This window comes from Streptomyces sp. ISL-94 (assembly GCF_018614075.1).
Classification (GTDB): domain Bacteria; phylum Actinomycetota; class Actinomycetes; order Streptomycetales; family Streptomycetaceae; genus Streptomyces.
Genome location: NZ_JAGGOZ010000103.1, coordinates 1 through 22,544 on the forward strand (window position 1 = coordinate 1; position 22,544 = coordinate 22,544).

General features: G+C 68.1%; 18 protein-coding genes and 6 pseudogenes. 11 read left to right on the forward strand and 13 right to left on the reverse strand.

The genetic code is table 11. The features are described from left to right. Positions 1-130: 130 nt before the first annotated feature. Complete coding sequence (locus tag J7E94_RS34980; protein WP_251057328.1) at positions 131-802, reverse strand: hypothetical protein; 672 nt, start codon at positions 800-802, stop codon at positions 131-133. Next, positions 748-1,371, reverse strand: a complete 624-nt coding sequence (locus tag J7E94_RS34985; RefSeq protein WP_251057329.1) for a helix-turn-helix domain-containing protein — start codon at positions 1,369-1,371, stop codon at positions 748-750. Before J7E94_RS34985 ends, J7E94_RS34980 begins: the two co-directional genes overlap by 55 nt. Before the next feature lie 351 nt (positions 1,372-1,722). Here J7E94_RS34985 and J7E94_RS27990 point away from each other — a divergent pair, with 351 nt between their 5' ends. Together J7E94_RS27990 and J7E94_RS27995 are read left to right on the forward strand one after the other, a co-directional pair. Beyond that, positions 1,723-2,310 carry a transposase domain-containing protein gene (locus J7E94_RS27990; protein ID WP_251057330.1) on the forward strand — a complete coding sequence of 196 codons (588 nt, stop codon included), beginning with the start codon at positions 1,723-1,725 and terminating at the stop codon, positions 2,308-2,310. Positions 2,311-2,427: 117 nt separating this feature from the next. Beyond that, positions 2,428-2,718 (forward strand): annotated as a pseudogene (locus tag J7E94_RS27995) (DDE-type integrase/transposase/recombinase); the annotation flags it as partial. Between the two features lie 54 nt (positions 2,719-2,772). On the opposite strand, the pseudogene J7E94_RS36065 reads toward J7E94_RS27995, so the two are convergent. Further along, a pseudogene (locus J7E94_RS36065) lies at positions 2,773-3,120 on the reverse strand (transposase); the annotation flags it as partial. Between the two features lie 795 nt (positions 3,121-3,915). Between J7E94_RS36065 and J7E94_RS28000 the strand changes: the two are divergent. Continuing rightward, positions 3,916-4,706 (forward strand): IS5 family transposase gene (locus J7E94_RS28000; protein WP_374224513.1). Its coding sequence is split into 2 segments (ribosomal slippage): positions 3,916-4,230 and positions 4,233-4,706, totalling 789 coding nucleotides; the frame shifts between segments, so codons are not numbered across the junction. A 3,514-nt stretch (positions 4,707-8,220) separates the two neighbouring features. Further along, complete coding sequence (locus tag J7E94_RS28005) at positions 8,221-8,478, forward strand: hypothetical protein (RefSeq protein WP_215019597.1); 258 nt, start codon at positions 8,221-8,223, stop codon at positions 8,476-8,478. 484 nt (positions 8,479-8,962) lie between these two features. On the opposite strand, the pseudogene J7E94_RS36070 reads toward J7E94_RS28005, so the two are convergent. The 3 genes and pseudogenes from J7E94_RS36070 to J7E94_RS28015 all read right to left on the reverse strand — a co-directional run bounded on the left by J7E94_RS36070 (position 8,963) and on the right by J7E94_RS28015 (position 11,952). Further along, positions 8,963-9,357: pseudogene (locus J7E94_RS36070) on the reverse strand (hypothetical protein). A 269-nt stretch (positions 9,358-9,626) separates the two neighbouring features. Continuing rightward, positions 9,627-10,256, reverse strand: a pseudogene (locus J7E94_RS28010) (IS110 family transposase); the annotation flags it as partial. Between the two features lie 748 nt (positions 10,257-11,004). Next, positions 11,005-11,952 (reverse strand): LysR family transcriptional regulator, encoded by a 948-nt coding sequence (locus J7E94_RS28015; RefSeq protein WP_215019598.1) that lies wholly within the window; start codon positions 11,950-11,952, stop codon positions 11,005-11,007. 364 nt (positions 11,953-12,316) lie between these two features. Here J7E94_RS28015 and J7E94_RS35815 point away from each other — a divergent pair, with 364 nt between their 5' ends. Next, entirely contained in the window at positions 12,317-12,946 is a 630-nt protein-coding gene (locus J7E94_RS35815; protein WP_215019599.1) for a trypsin-like serine protease, read from the forward strand. Positions 12,947-13,473: 527 nt separating this feature from the next. On the opposite strand, the gene J7E94_RS28025 is transcribed toward J7E94_RS35815, so the two are convergent. Then, positions 13,474-13,857 (reverse strand): hypothetical protein, encoded by a 384-nt coding sequence (locus J7E94_RS28025; protein ID WP_215019600.1) that lies wholly within the window; start codon positions 13,855-13,857, stop codon positions 13,474-13,476. A gap of 441 nt (positions 13,858-14,298) precedes the next feature. Here J7E94_RS28025 and J7E94_RS28030 point away from each other — a divergent pair, with 441 nt between their 5' ends. Continuing rightward, positions 14,299-14,901 carry a hypothetical protein gene (locus J7E94_RS28030; RefSeq protein ID WP_215019601.1) on the forward strand — a complete coding sequence of 201 codons (603 nt, stop codon included), beginning with the start codon at positions 14,299-14,301 and terminating at the stop codon, positions 14,899-14,901. Positions 14,902-15,522: 621 nt separating this feature from the next. On the opposite strand, the gene J7E94_RS28035 is transcribed toward J7E94_RS28030, so the two are convergent. Beyond that, a complete protein-coding gene (locus J7E94_RS28035) occupies positions 15,523-15,864 on the reverse strand; it encodes a hypothetical protein (RefSeq protein ID WP_215019602.1) in 342 nt (113 codons plus the stop codon). Between the two features lie 730 nt (positions 15,865-16,594). On the opposite strand from J7E94_RS28035, the gene J7E94_RS28040 reads away from it, so the two are divergent. The 5 genes and pseudogenes from J7E94_RS28040 (at position 16,595) to J7E94_RS28050 (ending at position 19,459) form a co-directional block, all read left to right on the forward strand. Beyond that, positions 16,595-16,786, forward strand: a complete 192-nt coding sequence (locus tag J7E94_RS28040; protein WP_215019603.1) for a hypothetical protein — start codon at positions 16,595-16,597, stop codon at positions 16,784-16,786. Positions 16,787-17,027: 241 nt separating this feature from the next. Next, a pseudogene (locus tag J7E94_RS36075) lies at positions 17,028-17,290 on the forward strand (leucine zipper domain-containing protein); the annotation flags it as partial. Between the two features lie 123 nt (positions 17,291-17,413). Continuing rightward, positions 17,414-17,704 (forward strand): chaplin, encoded by a 291-nt coding sequence (locus J7E94_RS28045; RefSeq protein ID WP_215019604.1) that lies wholly within the window; start codon positions 17,414-17,416, stop codon positions 17,702-17,704. A gap of 268 nt (positions 17,705-17,972) precedes the next feature. Continuing rightward, positions 17,973-18,213, forward strand: a pseudogene (locus J7E94_RS34995) (DEAD/DEAH box helicase family protein); the annotation flags it as partial. An 841-nt stretch (positions 18,214-19,054) separates the two neighbouring features. Then, positions 19,055-19,459 (forward strand): STAS domain-containing protein, encoded by a 405-nt coding sequence (locus J7E94_RS28050; protein ID WP_215019605.1) that lies wholly within the window; start codon positions 19,055-19,057, stop codon positions 19,457-19,459. A gap of 618 nt (positions 19,460-20,077) precedes the next feature. Here the strand turns inward: J7E94_RS28050 and J7E94_RS28055 are convergent. From J7E94_RS28055 to J7E94_RS28075, 5 genes are all read right to left on the reverse strand, one after another. Then, positions 20,078-20,440, reverse strand: a complete 363-nt coding sequence (locus tag J7E94_RS28055; protein WP_215019606.1) for a hypothetical protein — start codon at positions 20,438-20,440, stop codon at positions 20,078-20,080. Positions 20,441-20,722: 282 nt separating this feature from the next. Then, entirely contained in the window at positions 20,723-20,959 is a 237-nt protein-coding gene (locus J7E94_RS28060) for a fibronectin type III domain-containing protein (protein ID WP_215019607.1), read from the reverse strand. Then, positions 20,956-21,333, reverse strand: coding sequence for a fibronectin type III domain-containing protein (locus tag J7E94_RS28065; protein WP_215019608.1), 378 nt, complete (start codon positions 21,331-21,333; stop codon positions 20,956-20,958). Before J7E94_RS28065 ends, J7E94_RS28060 begins: the two co-directional genes overlap by 4 nt. Positions 21,334-21,595: 262 nt before the next feature. Next, positions 21,596-21,799, reverse strand: coding sequence for a hypothetical protein (locus J7E94_RS28070; RefSeq protein WP_215019609.1), 204 nt, complete (start codon positions 21,797-21,799; stop codon positions 21,596-21,598). A gap of 188 nt (positions 21,800-21,987) precedes the next feature. Continuing rightward, positions 21,988-22,544 (reverse strand): transposase (locus J7E94_RS28075; protein WP_215019610.1); only part of this gene is annotated, 557 nt, incomplete at its 5' end.

Genomic DNA, 22,544 nt, shown 5'->3' on the forward strand with positions numbered 1-22,544 from the left:
AGACATAGGGGCACCCCCCCGTGCCCGGTTGGAACCGTAGGTGATGGTCACGGCATGAGGGTCCCGCTCAACAGGAAGGACGACCCACAGGAATTCTGTAGGCCGCCCAACTGGCATATGCGCCCCGATGTCAGGACACGAGCTCCATCCCGCGCACCAGCCCGGACAGGGCGGCCGCCTGCGACGGGACGCCCCGGCGGACCATGTCGACGACCAGCTCCCGGGCCATCGGGTGGGCGTGCACGTAGTGCGGTGCGCGCTGCGCCGCCGCCCGCAGGGTCACCACGGCTTCGCCGGAGCGGCCCATGCGGTGCATGGCCCGTGCCTCGTCGATCCGGTAGTGGGTGATGCGCTCACGGCTCGGCATCGCGGTCACGTCGACGTCGAAGACGAACGACAAGCCCGTGTCCGGGGCGTCCACTTCGACGCCTGCCTCGGTCGTGTGCACCAGCACGTTCGCCCTGGAGAACACGGTCTGCCACCGCAGATCGTGATGGCCTTCCGGGAGGCGTTCGGAGACCTCGACCGCCCGGGTCGCTTGGTCCCAGGCGCCGTCGGCGTCGCCGGCGCGGGCACAGGCGACGACCTGACGCAGCACCAGCGCGCCTTCCAGCACGAGGGCGTCGGTGTCCCCCGTCGCCGAGATCGCTTCCAGATCGCGCAGGGCGGCGTCCGCTACCGCCTGTGTCTCGCGGGCCGATCCCTGGTGGAGCAGGGCGCCGCATCGGTCCCACGCGACGGCCGCCTTCACGATCGGGTCGTCCAGCTGGGTCGCGGCCCCGGCCGCGACCTCAGCCGCCACCCACGCCAGATCCGGCAAGCCGGTCTGGTTGAGGGTCTGGCGCGCGTTGCGGGCCGCGTCGACCAGGAGACGCAGGGCCTGTCCCACTCGGCGGTGCCGCGCTCGTGCATGAGGATCGTGGTGTTGAGGTCTTCCAGCAGGCCGGGCAGGAGTCGGGCGACCGCGGGGAGGTTCGCGTCCTGGCGGTGCCGGTTGGTGGCAGCCGCCTGGTCCCGGACGCGCTGGGCATCGGCGGCCGGCGCGGACGGTACGAGGCCGGGGTGGCCGGAAAGAATGAGCGAGGACCGGCGCAGCGCTGCCCGGAGCGCGGGGACGTGCGGGACCGCGGAGCCCTGCTCGCGGCGGAGCCGGTAGGGCTGGCCGAGCAGCCAGACGACGTCGACCTCGCATACCGTGGCCACGGCCGTGATCAGCGAGTACCGGTCGAGTGGGAGGCGGCCGGCTTCGACGTCCTCGGCCCACCGTTCGGAGCGGCCCACCAGACCGGCCATCTCCGCCTGCGTCAGGCCTGCCGCGATCCGGGCCACGCGCACGCGCGCTCCGATACCGGTGTCGGGGGATTGCGTCATGACGGCACCTCTCCGTTCTGGACTCCTCACCCGGACGGTACTCCCCACGAGCGATCTGCGGATACGCCAATTGCCCAACAGGGGTGGGTGGCTATGTACGTGTCGAAGAGCAGCGCTTTGACAGCAGTTCGGGAGGCACTTCAGCGGCTGCGACGGAGCTGTTGTTCACGACGGCGAGCAGCAGCGCCACCACCGGGGAGGCGCCCAGGCCCCGCCATGGCGTCAGCAGACGCCATGTGGAGTCGGCCCCGGACTCCTACCTCTGCCAATGCAGTTGCTTTTGAGCTGGACGGGCCGTTGCCCAGCCTATGAAGGGGTGGGGGGGCCGGGTGCCGGTCGCGCATAGGGATCTTGACGAAGGTGTTCACGCCGGACCTGGTGGACGCAGCCGTCGCCAAGCACGGGCGGGGCGAGCAACGGCGCCGCCTGCTCCCGGCCCGGCTGGTCGTGTACTTCGTGCTCGCGCTGTGCCTGTTCGCCCGGGAGTCGTACGAGGAGGTGATACGCATGCTGACCAGCGGCATACCCGGTAGCCAGGCCCTGGCCAGGGTCAACCGCTCGTCGCTGTCCCGGGCCCGCGTCCGGCTCGGTGAAGAGGTGCTGGAGACCGTGTTCCGGCAGGTGGCCGGTCCGCTGGCGGTCCCGGAAACGCCGGGCGCCTGGTGGCGCGGTCTGCGCCTCCTGTCACTGGACGGCACGCAGTTCGACGTGCCGGACTCCGTGAACAACGGCGACACCTTCGACGGCCCCTCCACCAGCGGCACGCCATTTGGCTTCCCGCAGGTGCGCGCCGTCGTGCTCGCCGAGATCGGCACCCACGCCGTCCTCGACGCCGCCCTGGGCGGCTACCGAGACGGCGAGCGGCGCCTCGCCTACCCGCTGGCGGGCTCGACGGGCCCCGGCGATCTTCATCGCCGACCGCGGCTTCTGGTCCGTTGAGTTCGCCCACGCCTTCACCACATCCGGCGCACACCTGCTGGTCAGACTCCAGTTCCAACCACCTCGGCACCACGCAGGCAGACCTTCCGGACGGCTCCCGGCTGTCGCTGATGCGCCCGCGGCAAGAAAGTCCGCCTCCGGGCCGCCCGCGAGGGACGGGTGCTGCCAAAGGAGATCCGGACCACGGTCCCGGAGCCGTCGGCGCCGCGTCCACCGGACCTGGTCGACCGCGACTTCACCGCCTCACGGCCCGACCAGCTGTGGGTGGCGGACATGACGTACGTCCGCACCTGGTCGGGGCGGGCGTATGTGGCATTCGTCCTGGACGTGTACTCGCGGATGATCATCGGCTGGAAGGTCGCGAGCCACATGCGAACAGAACTTCTGCTGGACGCAATGGAGATGGCCCTGTGAAGACGGAAGATCAAGAAGGACTCCGGCCTCATTCATCACAGCGACCGCTCCGCGACGTCGTCGGCCGGCTCCTGCGGGCCGGCAGAACAGTAGGTCCGGGCTGGCCGAGGCGTCGGGCCGCAGCCAGTTGCTGACGTCCACCGCGAGGACGATCCGCCCGTCGGCACCGCGCGGCAACGGCGTCGAGGCGAGCAGCCGCCGCAGGCGCAAGGGCTCCAGCCAGCCGTGGTTGACCGCGTCGTACATCGCCCCGCGCCGGTGCTCGGCAGTGAGCGTCAGCTCGACCAGCGACGTCACCGGACCATCGGCGCACAGCACCGCGTCGGTGAGCTCGAAGAGCGCATCCGACCGGGCGTACAGGCACTCGTAGAACTGGACACGAAAGTGGGACAGCATGCCCAGGGCATCGCCAGCGGTCTGTTCAGAGACCAGACTCTTCACCAGCGGCCGTTCCTTCACGCGACGTTGCTCGACACCTCGAAACGTGAAGAACGGCCGCCCTGCTGTCTCAGAAAGCAGCCAAGATCAGCGGGTCAGGTGAACCGCCGAGGTTAAACAACAAGCTCAGCCACTGACCGACCACAGCGGCTCCGCGGTGCTGGTCCCGGCCACGTGCCGCAGGCATCAACCGGTGGATCCGGCCTGGTTCGTGAGCTGAAACAAGCAGCTCGCGCTGGGGGAGCCGCGCCCCCCGTAGCGGCGGCATCGGCTGGGAGCGTAACGCCAACCATCCCGATCACACTGTTCGAATCGATGGGCAGGCCCCTTCCCTCATGGCCGATGGCCCTCCGTGGGCCCGGACCGGCTACGAGTCTCGGAATTCAGGGATCGACACCACGGACATTCGCCGCGGTCGTTCGCAGCGCTCGCCGGAGGAGGCATGGGCAGGGGGAAACCCGCCCGGTACTCATCCCGAAGTGCCTCTATCGCGCTCATTTTCATACCGGGCGGGCACGTCTCGCCAGCGGTGCCTGCTCCAGCCAGACGGCGTGTGACCTGCACCAGCGCCGCCCGCACCGTCCGCGCCACCCGTGTTGCCGCCGACCATGGGCCGCGAGCGGCTGACTCACCACAGGAGGCCATCTTCACGCAACCCTTCTTAGAGCTCGTAACAAGATCTTGCTGACGCGGCCTGGTCGGGCGTAACCGGTGTGAGGATTCGGCCGTTTGGGAGGGAGTACTCGGCCGTGGATCGTGGACGATGACTTGTGGGCGTTGATCGAGCCGCTGCTGCCGCCTTGGCCGGAGCGGTCGCCAGGGCCGCGGCCGGTGGCGGACCGGCTGTGTCTGCAGGGCATCCTCTACATCCTGTTCAACGACATAGCCTGGCAACTCCTGCCGCTTGAGCTCGGGTTCGGCTCCGGACAGACATGCTGGCGGCGGTTGGAGCGGTGGCAGAAGGCCGGGGTCTTCGACCAGCTGTACCGCATCCTGCTCGCCGAGCTGAATGCGGCCGGCCAGCTCGACTGGTCCCGGGCGTGCGTGGACGGCTCTCACATCCGCGCGAAAAAGGGGGCGCTGACACCGGTCCGTCGCCGGTCGACCGGCGGAAGACGGGCAGCCAACACCGTCTGATCTGTGACGGACGCGGCACTCCGCCGAAGGTCATCACCACCGCGGCCAACGTCAACGACGTCACCCAGACCCTCGCCCTGGTCGACGGCATTCCGCCCGTCGCGGGCAGGCCCGGCCGGCCCCGTCGGCGTCCCGAAGCCCTGCTCGGAGACAAGGGCTACGACTCCAACCCCAACCGCGGAGAGCTGCGCAAGCGCCGGATCCTGCCTGTGATCTCCCGCAAGGGCTGCCCGAACATCAAAGACATGGGCAAGCTCCGCCACGTCGTGGAGCAGACCTTCGCCCTGCTCCACCAGTTCAAACGCCTCGCCGTCCGCTGGGAACGCCGCACCGAACTCCACGACGCCTTCGTCTCCCCCGCCTGCAGCTTGATCTGCTGGCGACGCCTCAAGAAACACCGATCATGATCGTGTTACGAGCTCTTACGGACTGGGCCCAGATGTTCGGGGAGATCCAGGCCGACAGGAGCTGCTGCCGGGGGCGCCCTGGGGGAGGGAGGCGGCCCCTCGTCAATTGACGAGGCGGACCATTACAGTGATAGGCGGATGATAATTCTTTCGGTTGAGACATGTCTCGACATTTCCTTCAACGCCTAGTACAGAGGTACGTCGAGCCGGAATTTAGCAGGCCGCCGCCGCTTCAGCACGCCTAATTTGGCAGCCAGGAACCAGCAATGCGCAGATTGCCCGGGGTTTTTACACGCCTCCACCAGTGTCCGGATTGCCGGGGTTTTCACACGCTCGACAATGTGCGGATTGCCGGGGTTTTCGTACGCGCGACAATGTACGGATTGCCGGGGTTTTCCAGCGCTGTCAGCGGCCCTTTCCAGCGGCCTACTGGTGTGCGGAAGAAGCAAAGGCAGCATGTGAACCCGTAGGACTGTGGCGAGACGTCAGAGCTGCAGCCGTTCGGCGCCGGCCTCTGGCGGGGTGCCCTGTCGTGACGCCCTGGTGTGGACGGTGGCCGACACGGCTCATGGACGATCCGGAGCGGCTCCGCACCCAAACTAGGGGTGACGCCGACAGGTTCCTCCCCCGACCGTACCGGCGTCGTGGCTGTCGCACGAGACAGCCGGGTGGCGTCCACATGGAGCGACAGGACGTGCTTGAAGCGGTGCTGGCGCCTTAGTTCACGGGTGTCCACGTCCCAGAGACGGCCAGTCCCTGATGACGTCAGTGCGGTGAAACCTGTACCCAATGCGGCGGAAATCAGCCCGATCCACAGGAGGATGGCTTCCACAGCTGGTCCTTTCGAAGGCTGAGGTTGAAGCGGCGCACAGGACCGGAGCCCAGGCGACCGCTCGGCATAACGCAGAGGCATATGCAGGGTTGCGCCCTGTCCCCCGATTGCAGCCATGCGCAGCAAGCTGTCAGCCTTGGCATCTCGATCTATTGACCGATGATCAGTCGGCGGCTGTGGGGCCAGAGGAGAGCTCGCAGCCGACCCGGCGGCCCCCAAGCCGAGGATCAGCGCGCTTCTGTGGGGCGACATGGCCGTCCGATGCCTGGGAAGCGAAGGCAACGGAGCCTACGACGGGGCTCAACGGTGAGGGGCAGATAGGGAGGGTGGCCTGGCAGGACCGATGTATCGAAGTACGCGCGTTGTCATTTAGCCGCCCCAGCGGGTGGGCGGGCGAAGGTGGAGGACGGGTCCTCATGGGCGACGGGTCCGTCACCCTCAGGGGCTGCATTGAGCCTCAGCTCATCGCCTCTTGCACCCCGGCGTCGCAGGTACGAAAGACCGCGGCTGCTGCGCTCCGGGTGATTTGCAGAACCGATAACACTGCGTTCACACTTGTTCACCGACCACCATCACCCGAATGGCACACACCCAGACCGACATCGGCAGCGTTTATGGAATATGACAACAGCAAAGCTCCCCGCCTCCTTCCGCAGGACTGCAGGGGAAGAGGGACAGGGAAGCAGCCTTCACTCCGGGGCCACCCGGATCGGGAAGTGGACTTTCACTCCACGCTCAACCGACTCTGGCGAGACTCGGAACGCAACACTGGGACACGAGAGCCTGGAAATCGATCTGAGCTACTCCTCCTCGATCTTGGAGGATTTCCTCCATACGATGAGCATGATCCAGGGCGAGTTCGGCAGGCGGTCGGGCATGACGGCACCCTCCGCAACGGCTGTCGGCGAGTGCTCGGGTGGCAACTCCCGTGTATGAGCCGTACGGATACCCGGACATCCACGGCCTCCACCCCCAGCCGGAGACCTCCGCGTTCTGGGGCCGGCCAGAGGACGTACAGCACCCCTCACCCGGGCAACCGCTCGGCGCGCCCGGCGAGGCTCATCCGCCATGGGACCCAGCGATGGAACTCGCCAGCCTTCTCCAAGAGAGCGCTGCACTCGGGCAGCCGGAGCCCTTCACACGAGGCGGCTTCGAAGACACTGGTGACACGGCCAGCACCATCGGCTTCGTCGCAGGGCTGAAGCACACCCCTACCGAGACTCCGCCCACATCACCCTCCAGCGGACACCGCCGGAACCCGTCGAAGTCGCCGGTAGTGACCCTCCTGCAAACGGGCAGTCTGTTCACCGCCGCGCTGGTCGCCGCCATCGCAGCTGTGGTGAGCATCCTGAGCGGGCTGGCCATCTGCGACGCCCTGCGCCACAGCGCCGCACCCCACACGGCCCGCGAAGTGGTCATCTGGTGGCCCCTGCTGATCTACGGCCCTTGGATGGTTGCTTCCCTGTCCATCCTCAGATCTGCCCTGCACCAGCGCCGCGCGCTCCATTCCTGGTCCATCGTCTTGCTGTTCTCCACCCTGGCCACGCTCCTGTGCGTAGCCCAGGCACCCAGAACGATCGCCGCCGGGGCGGCGTCTGCCCTTCCCGCCGCCGCGGCGCTGGCCTGCTTCCAACAGCTGGTCCGCCAGATCACCCTCACGCGACCGCCTCGCCAAGCCGCTCCACGACACCGAAACCCGGCGCCCTCTGCGCCCGCTCAGCTCAGACAGACGGCCGCGACCCGAGGCAGCCCGGACAGTGTCCCTCCCGGCTACCCCGCGGCAGACAACAGGACGGTCCGCTCTCCGTCGCACAGCCACAGATTCGGGTAGGGCGCATGAGTGTCGTACGTGTGAGGCAGTGCCACCTGCGCAGCTCCCCGCAACGCCCCTTGCCTCGGGCAATGGGTTCCGGTTGCTGCAACAGGCGGCGGAGCGCCGGGGCACCGGAACGGCGATCGATGTCGCACCCGTGGCGTGGGGGCCACCTCCGGATCCTTCATCTGTCCGCCCGGGCAGGGCCAGTGAGCAACCGCAGGAGGGCTGGGCACAAGTGCGTACTGTCGGTGGAGCCTGGCCGGCTGACAGTCGTCCCGCCGGGGAGGTCGGTCCGCCGTTCAAGCGCGGGAGTGGCAATCCGGGGCGAGTGCCAGGGCGGAAACGGCGCTGTCGGACGACTACGACACAAGAGGGTCGGGCCTCCCAACGGCTGCTACCGCGAAGGGCAAACCCGGTAGCAGCCGGTAACTCCCTGACCAACCCGATCCTTCCCACACGTCGAAGGGGCGCTCGCCTGCACCTTTGAAACGAAGATCGAAACCGATAGTCACGGGCCGTGCGCAGACTCAGTCCGACGGTCTACCCACTCTTGTCCCATTGTGAGCCGAGCCTGGACCCGTCCGCCGGCATGCGGCTTGGACCCGGCACCGCACCCCCAGACGTCGCCTTCCGGTCAATGGGGCACGCACGAGCGGCGTGCCGTGGGGACGGGTCATGCTGGCAACGGGGACCTGCGCCGTCGGCACCTGCGGCGTGCGTGCCGCTGCGGTGATCAGCGCCGCGGCGCCCAGAGGAGTCGTGCGCGCAGGGCCGGCGCACCGGGCAAGAGTTCCGCACCCCTCCGAACCGAACACATAGCGCGCTCCGGCGCCTCACCCCCACGCCCACCACGAAAGGTCAGCAGCATGGCGTACGAGATGACCCACGCCGAACGAATCCAGTACAAGCGGCGCCAGGATGGCGCCTACCAGGCCGGCGAAGACGCCGTCACCAACCTCCAAGCGGCGCTCGCGCTCGCAGACATGACCCTTCCCTCCCTGAGCAACGACGGGCCGGTGGCAGGCCACGGCTTCGTCCGGCTCGGAGGATGCAACGCGGCCTTCGCCAACAGGCTTGCCGAGGTCATCACCGCAGGGGCCAATGCTCTGCAGTACCAACGGTGAAATTCCGACAGGGTGGAACAGCCTCACGCAGCGCCGTAGCAACAGAGCACCGTCCGCGGAGTCGAACTGGACGGGGTCTGCCGCACCGGCCGGCCGGCCCCGTACACCGGACGCGATGTCCGGGTGCTGCTGAGCACCGGTCCCGCCGTACCGGAGGCGTTCTTCGACTTCACCTACGGACCCAGGCTCGATGCGGGCGGCAACGTCACCGGCGTGCGGGTCATCGGGATGGAGACCTCGCAGGTCAAACACGCCCAGCGGCTGACTGCCGAGCACCGGGCCCCATCAAGCCCGCGGCGACGCCGCCTACCGCGACCAGCTCGGCACCTACTACGGCCGCGACCCCAGCTGAGACTGGTCCCGTGCCGCGGCTGGACTCCTCGCCGCGCAGGCGAGCCCTCGGCCGCCTCCGGGGCTGACCCGGCTGACTGCGGGCAGCCCCGGATGCCGCTACCGCCTGGACCCGGCCGGGGTAGGCGGGGGCCTACCTGCCCTTTCGATGCTTGCTGTGCGGTTCGTGCGGGTCTACGCCCGTGACGGCAGAAGCGTCCCTGGTGCCGCTGGGGCGCTGGGAGCGGCCTTTCGGGCCGGGGTCGTGTATGCCCTGGGGCGACCCCTTCTTCGCGAGATCCTTACCGCTGCGGCTGGTGCTCTCGCCGGTAGGGGCGCCGGTGCTCTTCGTCTCCTCCTTTCGAGACGGCCCGCCCCGACCCGGCCTTGGGGGCGTACTCGTCGGGATGGAAGGAGCGGCGTGCGCTTCGGGTTGTCCTGCGTGTGGGTGCTGTCGACATCCGGCGACCAGCCGTGCTGTTCGGTGCCCGGGTCACGGCTCGCTCCCTCGCCGTGTGAGGGCGGGGACGACTTCGGTTTCCTGGACATGACCTGTCCTTCGTTCAACGTTCCCCGAGCACCCTCATACTGCCCGCTCCCCCGAACCGTCACCCGGGCAGGCCAACGCCCGGCAGGCTCCCACATCGATGTCGAAGCGATGCCGCAGCGACACCGCCCTCGTAGCCCTCCACGATCTCCCAGCCCCAGCCCCAGCCCCAGCTCCGGCCATCGGCCATCGGCCATCGGCCATCAGGCTCTGTTCACGCGCGCTACCGGTACATGTACCCGTCACGGCGCCGCCGGGCCCGTGGCCGAAGGCGTTGGCGGCCCGCGTTGTGCATCATCACCCGGAGCTTCCAGAGCGGCAGCTCAGCGGCCATGGCCGGGGTCGGTGCGGCGGCGAGGATCTTCCGCGCGTCCGGCCGGGTCAGTCCACCGGCCTTGTGCCGCCACGCGTCAAGAGCCGCCGGGTAGTACTGCCGCAGCAGCGAGCGGAGCTGGTTGGCGATCTGCTGCCGGTTCCAGACCGCGTCCTGGTGGGCGCGGGCAAGGACGGCGATGGCCTGGGTCAGGTCGCTGTCGGCGGGCAGCGGCCGGTGCATCGGCATGTCCGTGTGGATGATGTTCGCCAGCACCAGGGCATCGCCCGGGTCGGACTTCTTGCGGGAGACGCCGTGCCGGTCATGATAGCGGGAGGCCGCCATCGGGTTGATCGCGAACACCTGCCGGGCCCCAGTCCGCAGGGTGGCGACCAGCAGGCCGCGGCTGGTCTCGATGGCCACCGGGATCGGTGTCTCGGCGCTGTCGCCGTGCTCCGCCATCAGGTCCAGCAGCAGCTGGTAACCGTCCAGGTCGTCGTCGATCCGGCACTTGGCCAGCAGCTTGCCGGTGCTGTCGATGATCGCGACGTCGTGGTGCCCCTCCGCCCAGTCGATCCCGCAGAACACGTGCCCCTTCGCCGGTGCCGTTCTCGAACGCGAGCACGCGGGGCCGTACGGCGCACTAATTCCAGGACTCCAAGGTCCGCCACCTCATCAGCCGTGCGCGGCACCGCCAGACCGCACGGGCGCACGCCGTGTCCAGAGCTCGAAGCTCGTGAGGAGAACGCGTCACCGTGCGGCAGCTCATCCATCGAGGATCCCGAACCCGGCGGGCCGGTGAGGGCAGAACGTGCGAGGACTGGCCGGCACCCAGCGCCACGGTCTTCCCACAGACCTCGTACGGTCGGAGATGTCGTAGGGGTCACCACGGCACCGACCGGACCACGCACGTCCTGCCCTCGCAGACGTCGCCTGCCGGGCCCATCAGAGATCCAGAACCTCTGATTGCCATCGAATTAGAGGTGTCGTTTCTTGAACGCGGCTTGCCCACAGTGTCTGACCTGGACAAACGAGCGGTCGGTGATTCGGGTGGGACACCTTCGACAGTACCTCCGGTCAGCAACCGTCCAGCCAACGGTTCAGCCGGCTTCCGGTGCAACCCCGACCCGGCCCGCACGACCGAGGCTGCGCTACAGCGCGCCTCGCACCGGCGCCGGGAAGCGCGGCAGCCGTGGCTGCCGGCCTTCGACCGCGACGTCCACAAGCAGCGCAACGTCGTGGAACGGTGCTTCAACCGAAGCAGCCGTCACGCTCGCATCACTCCTGCTGTGGGCCTGACATTTGATGAAAGAACCCAGCAGGTCGGGTCGGCGGGTCAGCCGTGCGGTCGGGGGCTGAGGGGGAGGGGCGTTGTTGCCGAGTAGGTCGGCGCCCGCTCGGCCACCTCCCGGTAGGCAGCGGCCAAGTCCCGGTACACGGCATCCACTTCGGCTTCGGTCCGTGCCGCCAACAGCCACCGCATCCCTATCGGGTCACCTTCCAGGCGGCGTACCGCCACGCCGTCCCAGCCGATGGAGGTTACTTGGCACACTGTGAGGACCTCACCAGCGGCGACCAGCAACGCGGCGGTGGAGTAGTCGCCGTGCAGCAGACGCGGTGTCAGCCCGGCTGCTCGAAGCGTCCGATACAGGCTCTCCCACTCCCCGTCGGCCGTTCGGTCCATCATCCACTGCTCGTCTGCGAGGTCTTCCAGCCGCACGCTGATATGGCCGGCTGCCGGACAGTGCTCGGCCAGAGCCAAACACAGGGGCTCGCGTTCAAGCAAGACGCGTTGGCACAGTCCGGGCGGGAAGTTCAGATGGGTGCCCTCCATCTCGTGCACGAAAGCGACATCGAGCTGGCCGGCGGCCACCATCCGCAGCAACGCGTTCGAGGACGTCTCGGTCCGCACGGTGAGTTCGGTTCCGGGGTAACGGCCGCGCAGTCGGCGCACCCAGCCAGACAGGACACGGCTGGGTGTGGAGCCGATGCGTAATTGCGGCGCCTGAGCGGCGTAGGCCGCCGCAGCCCGCATTTCGGCGCTCAGGCCGGTCATCTCGGTCATGAGGGGGCGGGCCCGGGCGAGTAGTTGGTGTCCGAGCGCGGTGGGATGGCAGCCATCGGGCTGACGGTTGAACAGCTGCCCGCCAAGCGCTCCCTCGATACGACGTAACTGCGCGGTCAGTGTGGGCTGAGCCACTCCGAGCGCGCGTGCGGCCTTGTGCAGGCTGCCGGTGTCGGCGATAGCGCATACCGCCCGCAGATGCCGTATCTCCAGCTCCATGAGGGGTGAGCGTAAGACCATCGCGCGCTTGTGGGCCACCCTCCGCGGGCTGCGGAGTCCGCAGCGCGGCCGCCGTCATCAGGCCTGCCCGATAGCAGTGGGCTATCAGACGCTGACAGCCTCCCGCCGCATATACGCCAGCCCCACACTCATCACACGTCGCTTCCCCACGACCCACTGCGAGGAGACCCCACGTGAAGCCCCCCACCTTTTCCCTGCACACAACCGCCTGCGCTCTTGGCCTACTCGCCACCGCCGCCCTCGGCTCCACGGGCCAGGCAACGGCGGCCCAGCGCCCCCCGTTGCCGCGGCGCACATCACCGCCGGCAGCAACAACACCCTCAGCAAAGCATCGTCCGCGCCGGTGTCTGGCAATGCCAAGCCGATCATCGGCGGCGGCGAAGTCCAGGCGCAGCCCTATCACGCCCGCGTGTTCCAAAACGGGCGCGGAATGTGCACCTCCACCCTGGTGTCCTCCCGCTACATCCTGACCGCCAGACACTGCGTCGAACAGCCCGCCCAGTACGCGTTCCGGATCGGCAGCACCTATGCGGAAAGTGGGGGAACCACGGCCGCTGCCACCCGGATCATCCTGCATCCATCGGCGGACCTCGCGATGGTCCAGCTCGACCGGGATGTCAGCAACACACCCGCCCGCGTCGCCACCAGCTACCCGCAGACTGGCTCCTACCTCTCCGTCTACGGATGGGGCGCCACGTGCGGCCCCATGCAGAACGAGGCTTACTGCCGGTCACCCGTCCTCAAGACCGCCACCATGCGCCTGGCCGACCTGGCTTCCGACGCCTACGGTGGAACCGCACTTCACCTGGGAGCTGTCGATGGTGTCGGAGCAGGCGGCGACTCCGGCGGCCCCGCCATGACCGGTGGCACCGTGGCCGGGGTGGCCTCCACCAGTGACCGGCAGTCCTTCACGCGGTACACCGCCACCGCCCCGTACGCTGAGTGGATCAGGTCCGTGGTGGCCAACGGCTGACCCCTTGTACGGGGGGAGGCAGGAGCCTGCGCCATGTACCTGTCACCGGTGCACACCCCCGCACCGCATCAGCCAGCCATCCGCAGTAGTCCCTCCGCACGCTCCGCACCCCAGGGGCGCAGGCAAGAACGGGAACACGAGATGACAGCCGACACCCCGACCGACCTCTCGGCCACGCACCAGGGCCCGGCCCAGGGGTGCCTCCGCCAGTAGGGGTGTGAGCAGATCCGAAAGGAGAGCGCGAGCAGTCGGCGGTCGAGCTCGACCGGGCTGGGAGGCGGGGTGGAGAGCCGGTTGTAAGTGCGGATCCACTCCACCCTGAGCTCGATCAGATCGTGCCGTATGCCGTTCGACTTCCCGCCCCGCCTGCGGGCCCTCCAGGCCCAGCCCAGCTCCGCCGTGTAGGCGCCGACTACAGCCCCTACTGGCAGAGCCTGCCGTGGCCCGCGGAGCCTCACCTTCCGTGAAGACCATCCGGATGGTCGCAGGCCAGGGCTGGGCGGCTGGGGAGCGCCCGAGCCGAAACCTCAGACGGCGAGGGGAAATATTGCCGTCCTGCGGGTCTGGCTCGCGATGCCGTCTATATTGCGACGGTGGTGCACCTCGGCGTAGATCTCCTCGCCGCCGGACTCGGTGCCGAGCCGGTCGGCGGTGGCCGAGAAGGTGAACACCCGCGTCTCAAACGTGGACGTAGGCCTGAAGGTCTGCACGTTGATGTTGATCAGGTGGTCGTCGCCGCCGCCGAAAATCTCACCTGCGTCGCTCTCGTTGAGGGCCAGGCTGTCCGCGAACCCCTCAGGGAATGTCAGTTCCGTGTCGCTGTATTTCATGGTGTATTCGACTCTGAAATCGAAAACGTTCGCTGTCGTCTGCGTGATGTTCATGATGGGGGTTCCGATGAACGAAGCCATGCTGATCTCCTCTACTGGGCAATGGTTTTCGGCTGCGAAATCGTTTTCGGCCGTGCTTCAAGTAGGCCCCATGCGGGGAAGCCCGTCATGCCGCTGGTTCCCGTGACTTGACAGGCCGCGCGTGGGAAGAGGCCGCCGGGAGTGCGCCCGCGGTAGGCGGGTAAGCGCAGCGGTGCCGAGACAGCGCTCAGGACCGGCGGGCGGCCCTCGCCCTCACTGCGATCTCTCGCTTTCGTGTCAGCGCCTGACCTGCACGTCTCTCGTTCAATGACAGTGGACAGGCCGTGCTCTCTCACCTCGTGACAGTGGCGCGCTGCGCAGGACCGCAGTCCATAACCGGAAGAACTCGCCACTGACACACGCCTCACTGACACGAAACCGAGAGGTCGCAGCCGTCGGTACTGCCGCGGCGCAGTGTCACCCGAACGCACCCTTCTCTCGGTGACCACTCAAGATGCCGGGCCTCGTATCCCGAGCTATCTCTATGGCATGGAGGAACAGGAGCACGCGAGTGGAACAGTACGGTCAGCCCGCCGGGGCACCACTCTGGCCGCACTTGGCGGCGCTTTGATCGGCGCCCTGACTGGCCTGGCAGGCAGCGTGCTGCTCTACGTCCAAGCAGACAAGACTCAGAGGACCACATCGCAGGCCAGACAGGCAGATGTCCGACGAGCGGCGTACGCGGGCCTGGGAACAAATTTCCAGACCTTTAAATCTGAAATCCAAGGCGTGAGGAACTACGTCACCGCCCCAGTCTCGACTCAAGAAGAAAGAGAGCACCAGTACAACGACCGGTACATCCCTGCCTACGCAAAGTTGACTCAGGCAGAGGTGACGGTACGTCTGGTTGGCACGGACTCCGGTAAGCAAGCAATGGCCCGGTCGGTTACACTACGCGAAAACCTGAGGGACATGGTCGCAGCGGCATTTACCGCGACCACACTCGACAACCTCAAGTTCACCAAGGAATTCAATGTCGCCCTGATGAAGTACGAGCAGGCCATCAACGCGATCCTCGACAAGGCGACCGAAGAAGTCCTGTAGAAGCAGCCAGGTAAACCCTTCTCCTGAAGGCCCTAGGCCGTTTCTTTCGGATCTTGGCGAGCACGAGTCCCGGACGTCAGACCATCCCGAACTGCCGCAGGAAATTCGACTGCGCAGGGCGGACCGTCACCCACACTCCTGACCTGGCCGTGGCCGTAGCCGCTCCTTGCCGGCCAGGATCCGGTCGGCAAGGTAGTGCGGACACATCCTGGCGTGCCAGGTGACGGTCAGACGCCCCTCATGGGCGGCGAGGGTGGGCGCCGCATTCGCAGCGGGGCGCGCCTTGCAGTACGAACAGGTGACGGTCCGCGGCCGAAGTACAGGGGCGGAGTGTCTGCCGGAACGCGGGGGCCGGAAGGCATCGGCCGGTTTAGGGCGCCTGTCCCGGGCCCGCCCCGGGAAGATGGGCCCGGGACGGGGCGGGCGTGCACCCGCAGACCCAACGAGCCCGTAGCGAAACGGTTCCGCAGCAGCCCACCTGTCGCCGCCAGCGAGGAAAGCGCGGCGCCCGCCGACCACGTCGGGCACCGCGCTCCCTGCGGCTCCGGCCCGGCCGGTGTCCGGGGCAGCGGCCCGGAGCGATCTCACCACAGGAGCCCGATTTAGCGGGCGCACGAGCGGTCAGGACACGCCCGGCGGAGGCGTGCGAGCCCTGATGTCAGGCGCGGTCGCCGTCCCGTACCGCCGGTCAAGGCCGTACAGCCCGTCCTTCTTCGACCTGACGTAGACCACGCCGTCCTGATGCACCACCGTAGCGTGGTCGAGACCCTTGCTGCTGCCGTCCTTGTCCAGCAGAGCTAAGGTCCACAGCGGCTTGCCAGCCGGCGGCTTGCCCTCCTCCGGTGCACTGCCGAGGACGTCGCACGCGGAGGTGGTGAGGACGAGCCCGCCCACCGCACCGGTCGCCAACTTCAGGACCTGGCGGCGGCCGACGTTCTGCTGTTGTCCCCCAGAAGGCGTCACCGGGTGACGCCTTCCTGTGACGCTACCGGGATGCGGGGCGGGTGGTCCTGACACTGGCGCTGACACCGCTGGCGCGCGGCGATACCACCCCCTGGACCGGGCAGGCGGGGGCAGGACACGTCAGGTGTCAGGACCCGGGCCCGCCCCGGGAGCTTGGAGTACCCGGGGCGGGGTGTGCATCCCAGCCCCTCAACGAGCGTCGGCAGAACCAGTTCCGCAAAGACCGCCACCGGATGGCCCCCGGGCAGAGCGGAGAATCAGGCCGGTGAGCACCAACCGCCGCCGCCCGCTGGGGACCGGGTCCCGCCGTGCCGACCCATCCGACCCATCCGACCCATCCGAGCCGTCCCGCGTGCCAGACACCGCACCACGCGCCGGCCTCGCCGCCGAACGCCTCCCCACCGTCCCGGCCCCAGACGTCTCGCCCGCCCAGGCCGCCCCACCCGCCGCACCCTCGGCACCGGACCGACCCCCGGCAAACGGCGACCGACCGGTGACCGACCAGTGAGGGCTGTCCGCCCTCGGCATCGACTGGGCACAGCAAGACCGCCCGGCATGCCGGCCCGCGCCAGCGGCCGCCACCTCACGTTCCGGATCCCAGGCTCCGATGGGGTGGGCCATTCGGCTTGATATTGCCCGTGTCCGGGCAGGCGGCGAGACACCGAGGCGGCCCCTGCTTACCCTCTAGGGTGTTCCTTGCCCGCTCGAAAAAGGTGGATTCGTGCGATCTGTGCGTTCTCTTGTCACCGTCCTCGCCGTCGGCATCGTCGTCCTCGGCGGTGCGTCCGCCGCCAGCGCCGACGTGAATGTCAACTACCAGCCTCAAGACTCGTACACGTTCGTCTTCGGCGACTGGACCCAGGTCGCCGGCGAGGACCTGTTCAACGCGGGCCACGACAACCTGGTCGGCTTGAAGTTCTGACAGTGGCAACCCGCAACGCCCCTTGCCGGACGGCAAGGGGCGTTGCTCTGTGCTGCCTCCTGGGTCCTCGGGACCAGTGACGGGGCCCAAGCCTCGGCTCGGGCCCTAGAACAGGCCGTGCGGCGTGGCCTGTCCGCAACGTGGCCGCGATGCGGTTTGTGTTCTGTCCAGGGAGGTTGTGGACGGGTGATGCAGGTCTCGGCTGGGGGATCTTGAACGGGGTGAGGGCCCTGCGGGTTCGGTGTGGAGTGCGACATCTTCACCGACCAGAAAGGCCCTCGCGGCACACCGTAACGCACCCCGTGACCGAGACCGGACGGCTGCGCCTTACCGGCTGCGTGGTCGAGGACGGCCGGCCGCTGCGCGAACGCTTCCAGGTCTCACGCACCACCGCCCAGCGGTAGGCCACCCGCTACCGCAGCCTCGGTGAGACCGGCATGAGCGACCGGTCCTTGCCGCCCGCACCCCAGCCCCCGCCAGACCGCGACCCGCCCTGCCGGCAGGACTGGAGAGGTGCCTGAGGTCACCGATCCGGCCCAACGGCCGTAACCGGCTACTTGCTCGCGCGTTGGGTCGGGAGCACGTGCCGTACTCCCTGCGGCAGGTCCACTTCTTAAGGAGATCTTGATGTCCCGTATCGCAAAGGCCGTAGCGGTCACCGCCTCAGCCGCTGCCATCCTCGCCGGCGGCGCCGGCATGGCGGCCGCGGACGCCACGGCCGAGGGCGCTGCCATCGGCTCCCCCGGCGTCCTGTCCGGCAACGTCATCCAGGTGCCCATCCACATCCCGATCAACATCTGCGGCAACACCGTCAACGTCGTCGGCCTCCTCAACCCGGCCGCCGGCAACGTCTGCATCAACGACGGCGGCGGTGCCAAGGCCGACCACCACAAGGCCGACCACCACGGCGAGTACTGAGCACCACAGGCCCCTGACCTGCGAGCAGCCACAGTGCCGGAACCAACAGATCACGCCATCCTCTGAACCAGCCGCAAGGCACACGCCTTGAGCGCTCCGGCCTCCCCCATCTCCAAGGGAGGCCGGACCGCCACCCGACACCGCGAAGGCCCCGGACAGTCCCACGGTCATGCGCTGCCGCGTGGTCGTCGATCCTCGCGGGGTGCCTGCCTTCGGGTATACCTGCCAGCTGGCACCGCCGGACCGACCGGAGTTCACCGTTCGGGCGATGAACGAGCCCTCGCCGACTAGCCACCCCGACCTTCGTGGTTGCCCCGCAAGATCATCTGTGCCCGCTCAGGGGCCCCGGGGCACGATCGTGTCCGCGACCGGATCCGGAAAGACGATCACGGCCGCCGCAAGCGCCCTGGAGTGATTCCCCGGCGGCCGGATCCTCGTCACCGTCCCGACCCTGGACCTGGTCGCGCAGACCGCCCAGGCATGGCGCCTGGTGGGCCACCGTGCCCCCTCCCCAGGGGGAGCTGAACGCGCTTCGGGAACTGGGCGTGACACAGGCTGCGGTTGGTCGTTGAACCTGACGGTCAAGCGAAGTACACACGGACCCTGGGATGTCATGGCTGATTACCGGGGTCTCGTGCTGTCACCGGCCGGGCATCAGCGCGACCCTGCAACACGGGGTGCAACACAACACACCGGCCCGCTCCGTGCAGGCGTTCCAGCAGGTCAGATGTGCAACGTGAGGCCGGAGAGACTCTCCGCCGGATCGTCCTGCTGCTTGGCCCAGACGCGCCGCCGGCGGATGAGCTCGAGGACTGCATGCTGTGCCCCGGCTGCTACCCGCCCCTCTACGAGAGCTCCTCCTCACACACTCATCGGCCCGGTCCCGGTGATCGGGCTGTGCAGGCTGTGTACCGAAGGGACCACGCTTCGCTCGCTGCGCCAGGCCGACGTGCCCGTCGACCCGCAGCAGCGCGCCGTGCTGGAGACCGTGGCCGCCGCCATGGTGTGGCCAGGTGCTGGCTGGCCCCGGGCTGTCCCTGGAAGCAGACTTCTCCCCTCGGCTGGCGCGTGGGAAGAGGTGTCATCGTCCGGGACCGGCTTGCCCACAGGGCCTGACCTGGGCAAGCCGGCGATCGGCGATTTTTGGGGGGCACACCTCCGGCAATACCTCCGGTCCCCCGCTGAAAGCAACCGTCCAGCCAACGGTTCAGCCGTCTTCCGGTGCAACCCCCATCTGGCCGGCCCTGGGTCCGAGGCAGGGCTTCTCACTGCGCCTCGCACTGGCGCCGGTAAGCGCCGGGTCAGGATGGTGGCCCCGCGGGCCCGGTGCCTCCGGGGGAAGGAGATCGGATGATCACCACGGGCGTCCAGCACTGCGGCAGCTCGGTCCTGGTCAGTGTCGGCGGGGGACTCGACGAGGACGCGGGGGCGGTGCTCCAGCAGGCGTTGGACGACGTCGCCGTCGACGCGAGGGACCTCATGGTCGATCTGCACGGCGTGGTGTCCATGGACTCCTGCGGCCTGCTGCACCTCCTGGACCTGCACCGGCGCGCGGAGTGCCTGGGCCTGCACGTTCTGGTGGTCGGCTGGCAGCCCCAGCCCCAGCAGCTCATGGCCCAGCTCCTCGGCATTCCCGGGTCCGGCTCCTCCGCCGGGGAGCGGTACGCGCTGGCGGGCTTCCGGCGTCTCATCGAGCAACGCGCACAGCGTGCACGGGACGCTGACTTCGGCGTCGAATCGCTGTCCCACGCGTAGCGAGGGGGTGGGGCGACCGCCGGTGAGCTGCGAATACCGCTACTCCATACAGGGCGGTCGTCGGTAGGTTCGCCGCATGGTCTACAAGTCCGGCCCAAACGATCAGTGTCTGCGGCGCTGTCAGGCGGTGGTCCCGGTGCTCCTGCGGGCGGCCGATGAGGTCACCAGCCAAGGGGTGCGGGTGTCGGTCGAGCACCAAGATGTCGTCCGCCCGCTCATGGGCTGGTGGAAGTTCACCAACCGCACCGCCAAGGCCCTGTCTCGCTGTACGACCAGGGCTACACCGCTGGAGGCCGCGCCCCTGATGCGGAACCTCATGGGGCACGCCTACGCCATGAACTGGCTTGCCGACAACGGAGTGCCGGCCGTCATCGCGCTCTCCGCGTACTGGAGCGAGGCACCGGCGGAAGCTCGCCGAGAACGTCGACGCGACCTGGAACCTGCCGGAACCCGAACCTGTACGAACGCGTCCACGTCTACCAGATCCGCACACCATCCGAACCCGTACCCGCTGAAACAGCCCACGGAACGCCAAGCCCCACCGCGGGGAGACAGCGCTGTCGCCGCGCACTGCCTGAACGACAGCGACTTCGGCCCCGGCAATCCGCGCCCCCGACTTCACCCCGATGTACCCGGGGGATGGCCGTGAACGGCAGGGATACTCCCGGGCGTATGACCGTTGGAATCCGTAGAAGTGGAGGTCTCGACCCGTGAGTCTTTCTCCAGCACGGTGCAGGTGATGTCGAGCCCCCTGCTCTCCAGCACCCAGTCGTCGAAGGACGCAACAGTCACTCCCAGTGCCCACAGCAGGAGAGCCGCAGGCAGGAAGCGCAGATGCCTGCTGAGGAAACTGAATCCCAAGAGACCGAAGGCGGCCAGCATTCCGGCGGCGGTCCACCACCGTCCACCGGGCACATAGGCGGCGAGCAGCAGGAAGGCGAGCAGCACTCCCGTGATGAGCAGCGGGAGGGCGACAGCCACACGCGCACGTCTACGGCGCCTGGCAACCTCCCTCGGCTCCCTCGATGACGAGTAGTCCACCGTTCTCCCCCCGACGCCGGCTCCTTTAAGGAAAGCCGAACGTACCCGAGCCGTACAGAGGGCCCTCTCCCACCGCCCTCGCCCCGCGGGCGCCGACGTCCCGGCAGAGCCCGGTGCCAGGTGTCCCTCCCCCAGCACAGTGCAAGCGAGGGGACAAAATCGTGGCGGCGCTCCCGGTGCGGTTGTCCGGCCGGGAGCACCGCAGGGTGCGGGACTTCGTGTTCATTGAGGTATCGCTGTGTCGGCGATCCATGGTTTGCCCTCACCGGCCGCGTTCCAGGTGGCCATGAACACCCGATGGCGGTGGCCGGGAGTCAGTCCTTCGACGTGGGCGGTTCGGGTCGAGGGCGCGTAGCCGATGATGCGTGAGTGCACCGTCGGGGTGTCCTCGTCGTAGATCCACAGCGCGTAGCGGACGATGGTGTCGGCATGCGGCCCGGTGGGCGGAGTCGAGGTCACGTCGATCGACCCGGCGCCGGCGCCGGCGTGGATGGTCGCGGGGGGGGTGGCGCCGTGGTGGGGTAGGCCACTCCGGCGACCGGGTCCGACCACGGTGACTTGTGGTCGTCGCCGTCCCCGGTGACCGCGCGCACGCGTACCTGGTAGGTGTGACCGTCGTGGGGTTGGTTGGTGAACTGCCAGGACAGGTCCCAGCGGTTGGTCTGCGCGGCGAGGATGGTCTGCTGCCATGTGGCCGCGGTGTCGGTGGTGATGCCGCGCCACTGGATGTCGTAACCCTGGGCACCGAAGATTTTGGGCCAGGTGACGGTCACCCCTTGCTTCGTGCCGTCGAACTCGAGGTCGGTGGGGGTTTGCACCGTCTGGGCGGGCACGGTGCCGGGCGCCTTGGGCACCGCGGAGCCGATACCGACCCCACATCGCGTAGCGCGCCGATCCGCCGTCGACGAATCCGTCCTTGACGTCCTGGGAATAGGCTCCCTTGAACTCGGCGGGATCCGGCTCCGCATGGGGGGCCTTTTCGCCTTCGCCCAAGGGCGGCGGTATGGGCGGGTGGGAGTCGTTCGGCTTCTTGGTTCCGGTCAGCGGTCCGACGAAGGTGGCGGGCCACTTCTGGTTCTGGGCCCATTCCCGCAGTCAGTGTCGCCAGGTGTGGTTGCCGTCATACCCGTTGCTGATCGAGTCACCGACGATCACCACATTGGGTCGGTTCACGCCGACCCCATGGGCGATCCGCGCGATGGTCGTGAGGAAGCTCCCGTAGAAGGGGTTCAGGCCTTGGGCGAGGGCGGTCAGTGCCGAGCCGCCGGACCAGAGCTTCCGCGCGAGTGTGGGGAGCATGACCTGGAGTTCGGCGAACAGCGGCTGACCACTGACAGTGATGATGTGACTGGTGGTTCTGCTGATGAGTCTGACTCGCCCACTGACTGACGTCTTGGACTGTCCTGTTTGGGGTTTGTCGGCTCGTCGGCGGGGCCACCACGCACGCGGCCGGACGGGCGTCTGTGACTTCATAGCGCCTCTGTGTGTCAAGCGGCCTGGGCGAGGTGGGTTCGCCGGTCTCGTTTCATGATCCGGTAGACCACGTTGGACAGGCGCCGTTTGAGGGCCCTGCGAGCTCCGGATGGCGTCTTCCCCTCGCTGATTTTGCGGAGGTAGTAGTCCTGCCCACGCCCGCCGTCGCGGATCTGGCAGATGGCGATGGTGTGCAGAACCGAGTTCAGCGCGCGGTTGCCGCCGGTGTTGAGCCGGTGGCGGACGTTGTTGCCGCTGGAGGCGTCCAGGGGTGCGCTGCCGGTGTAGCTGGCGAAGTGGTGTTCGGTGGGGAACCGGCTGACGTCCCCGATGTGGCCGATGACCTTCGCGGCCAGCACGGTGCCCAGGCCCGGCAGGGTGGTCAGCGTGGTGCGGGTGGCGGCGACGGCCTCGCGCATTTCGGCTTCGTTGTCTTTGACCTGTCGGTCCAGGCGGCGCAGGTCGGTCAGCAGGTCACGGGCTATGTCCCGGCGGCAGTTGTCGGTGGCCGTGACCGGCCGGATGCCCTTCATCAAGGTGGCAGCCTTGTCGCAATGCCGGTGAGTTAGCG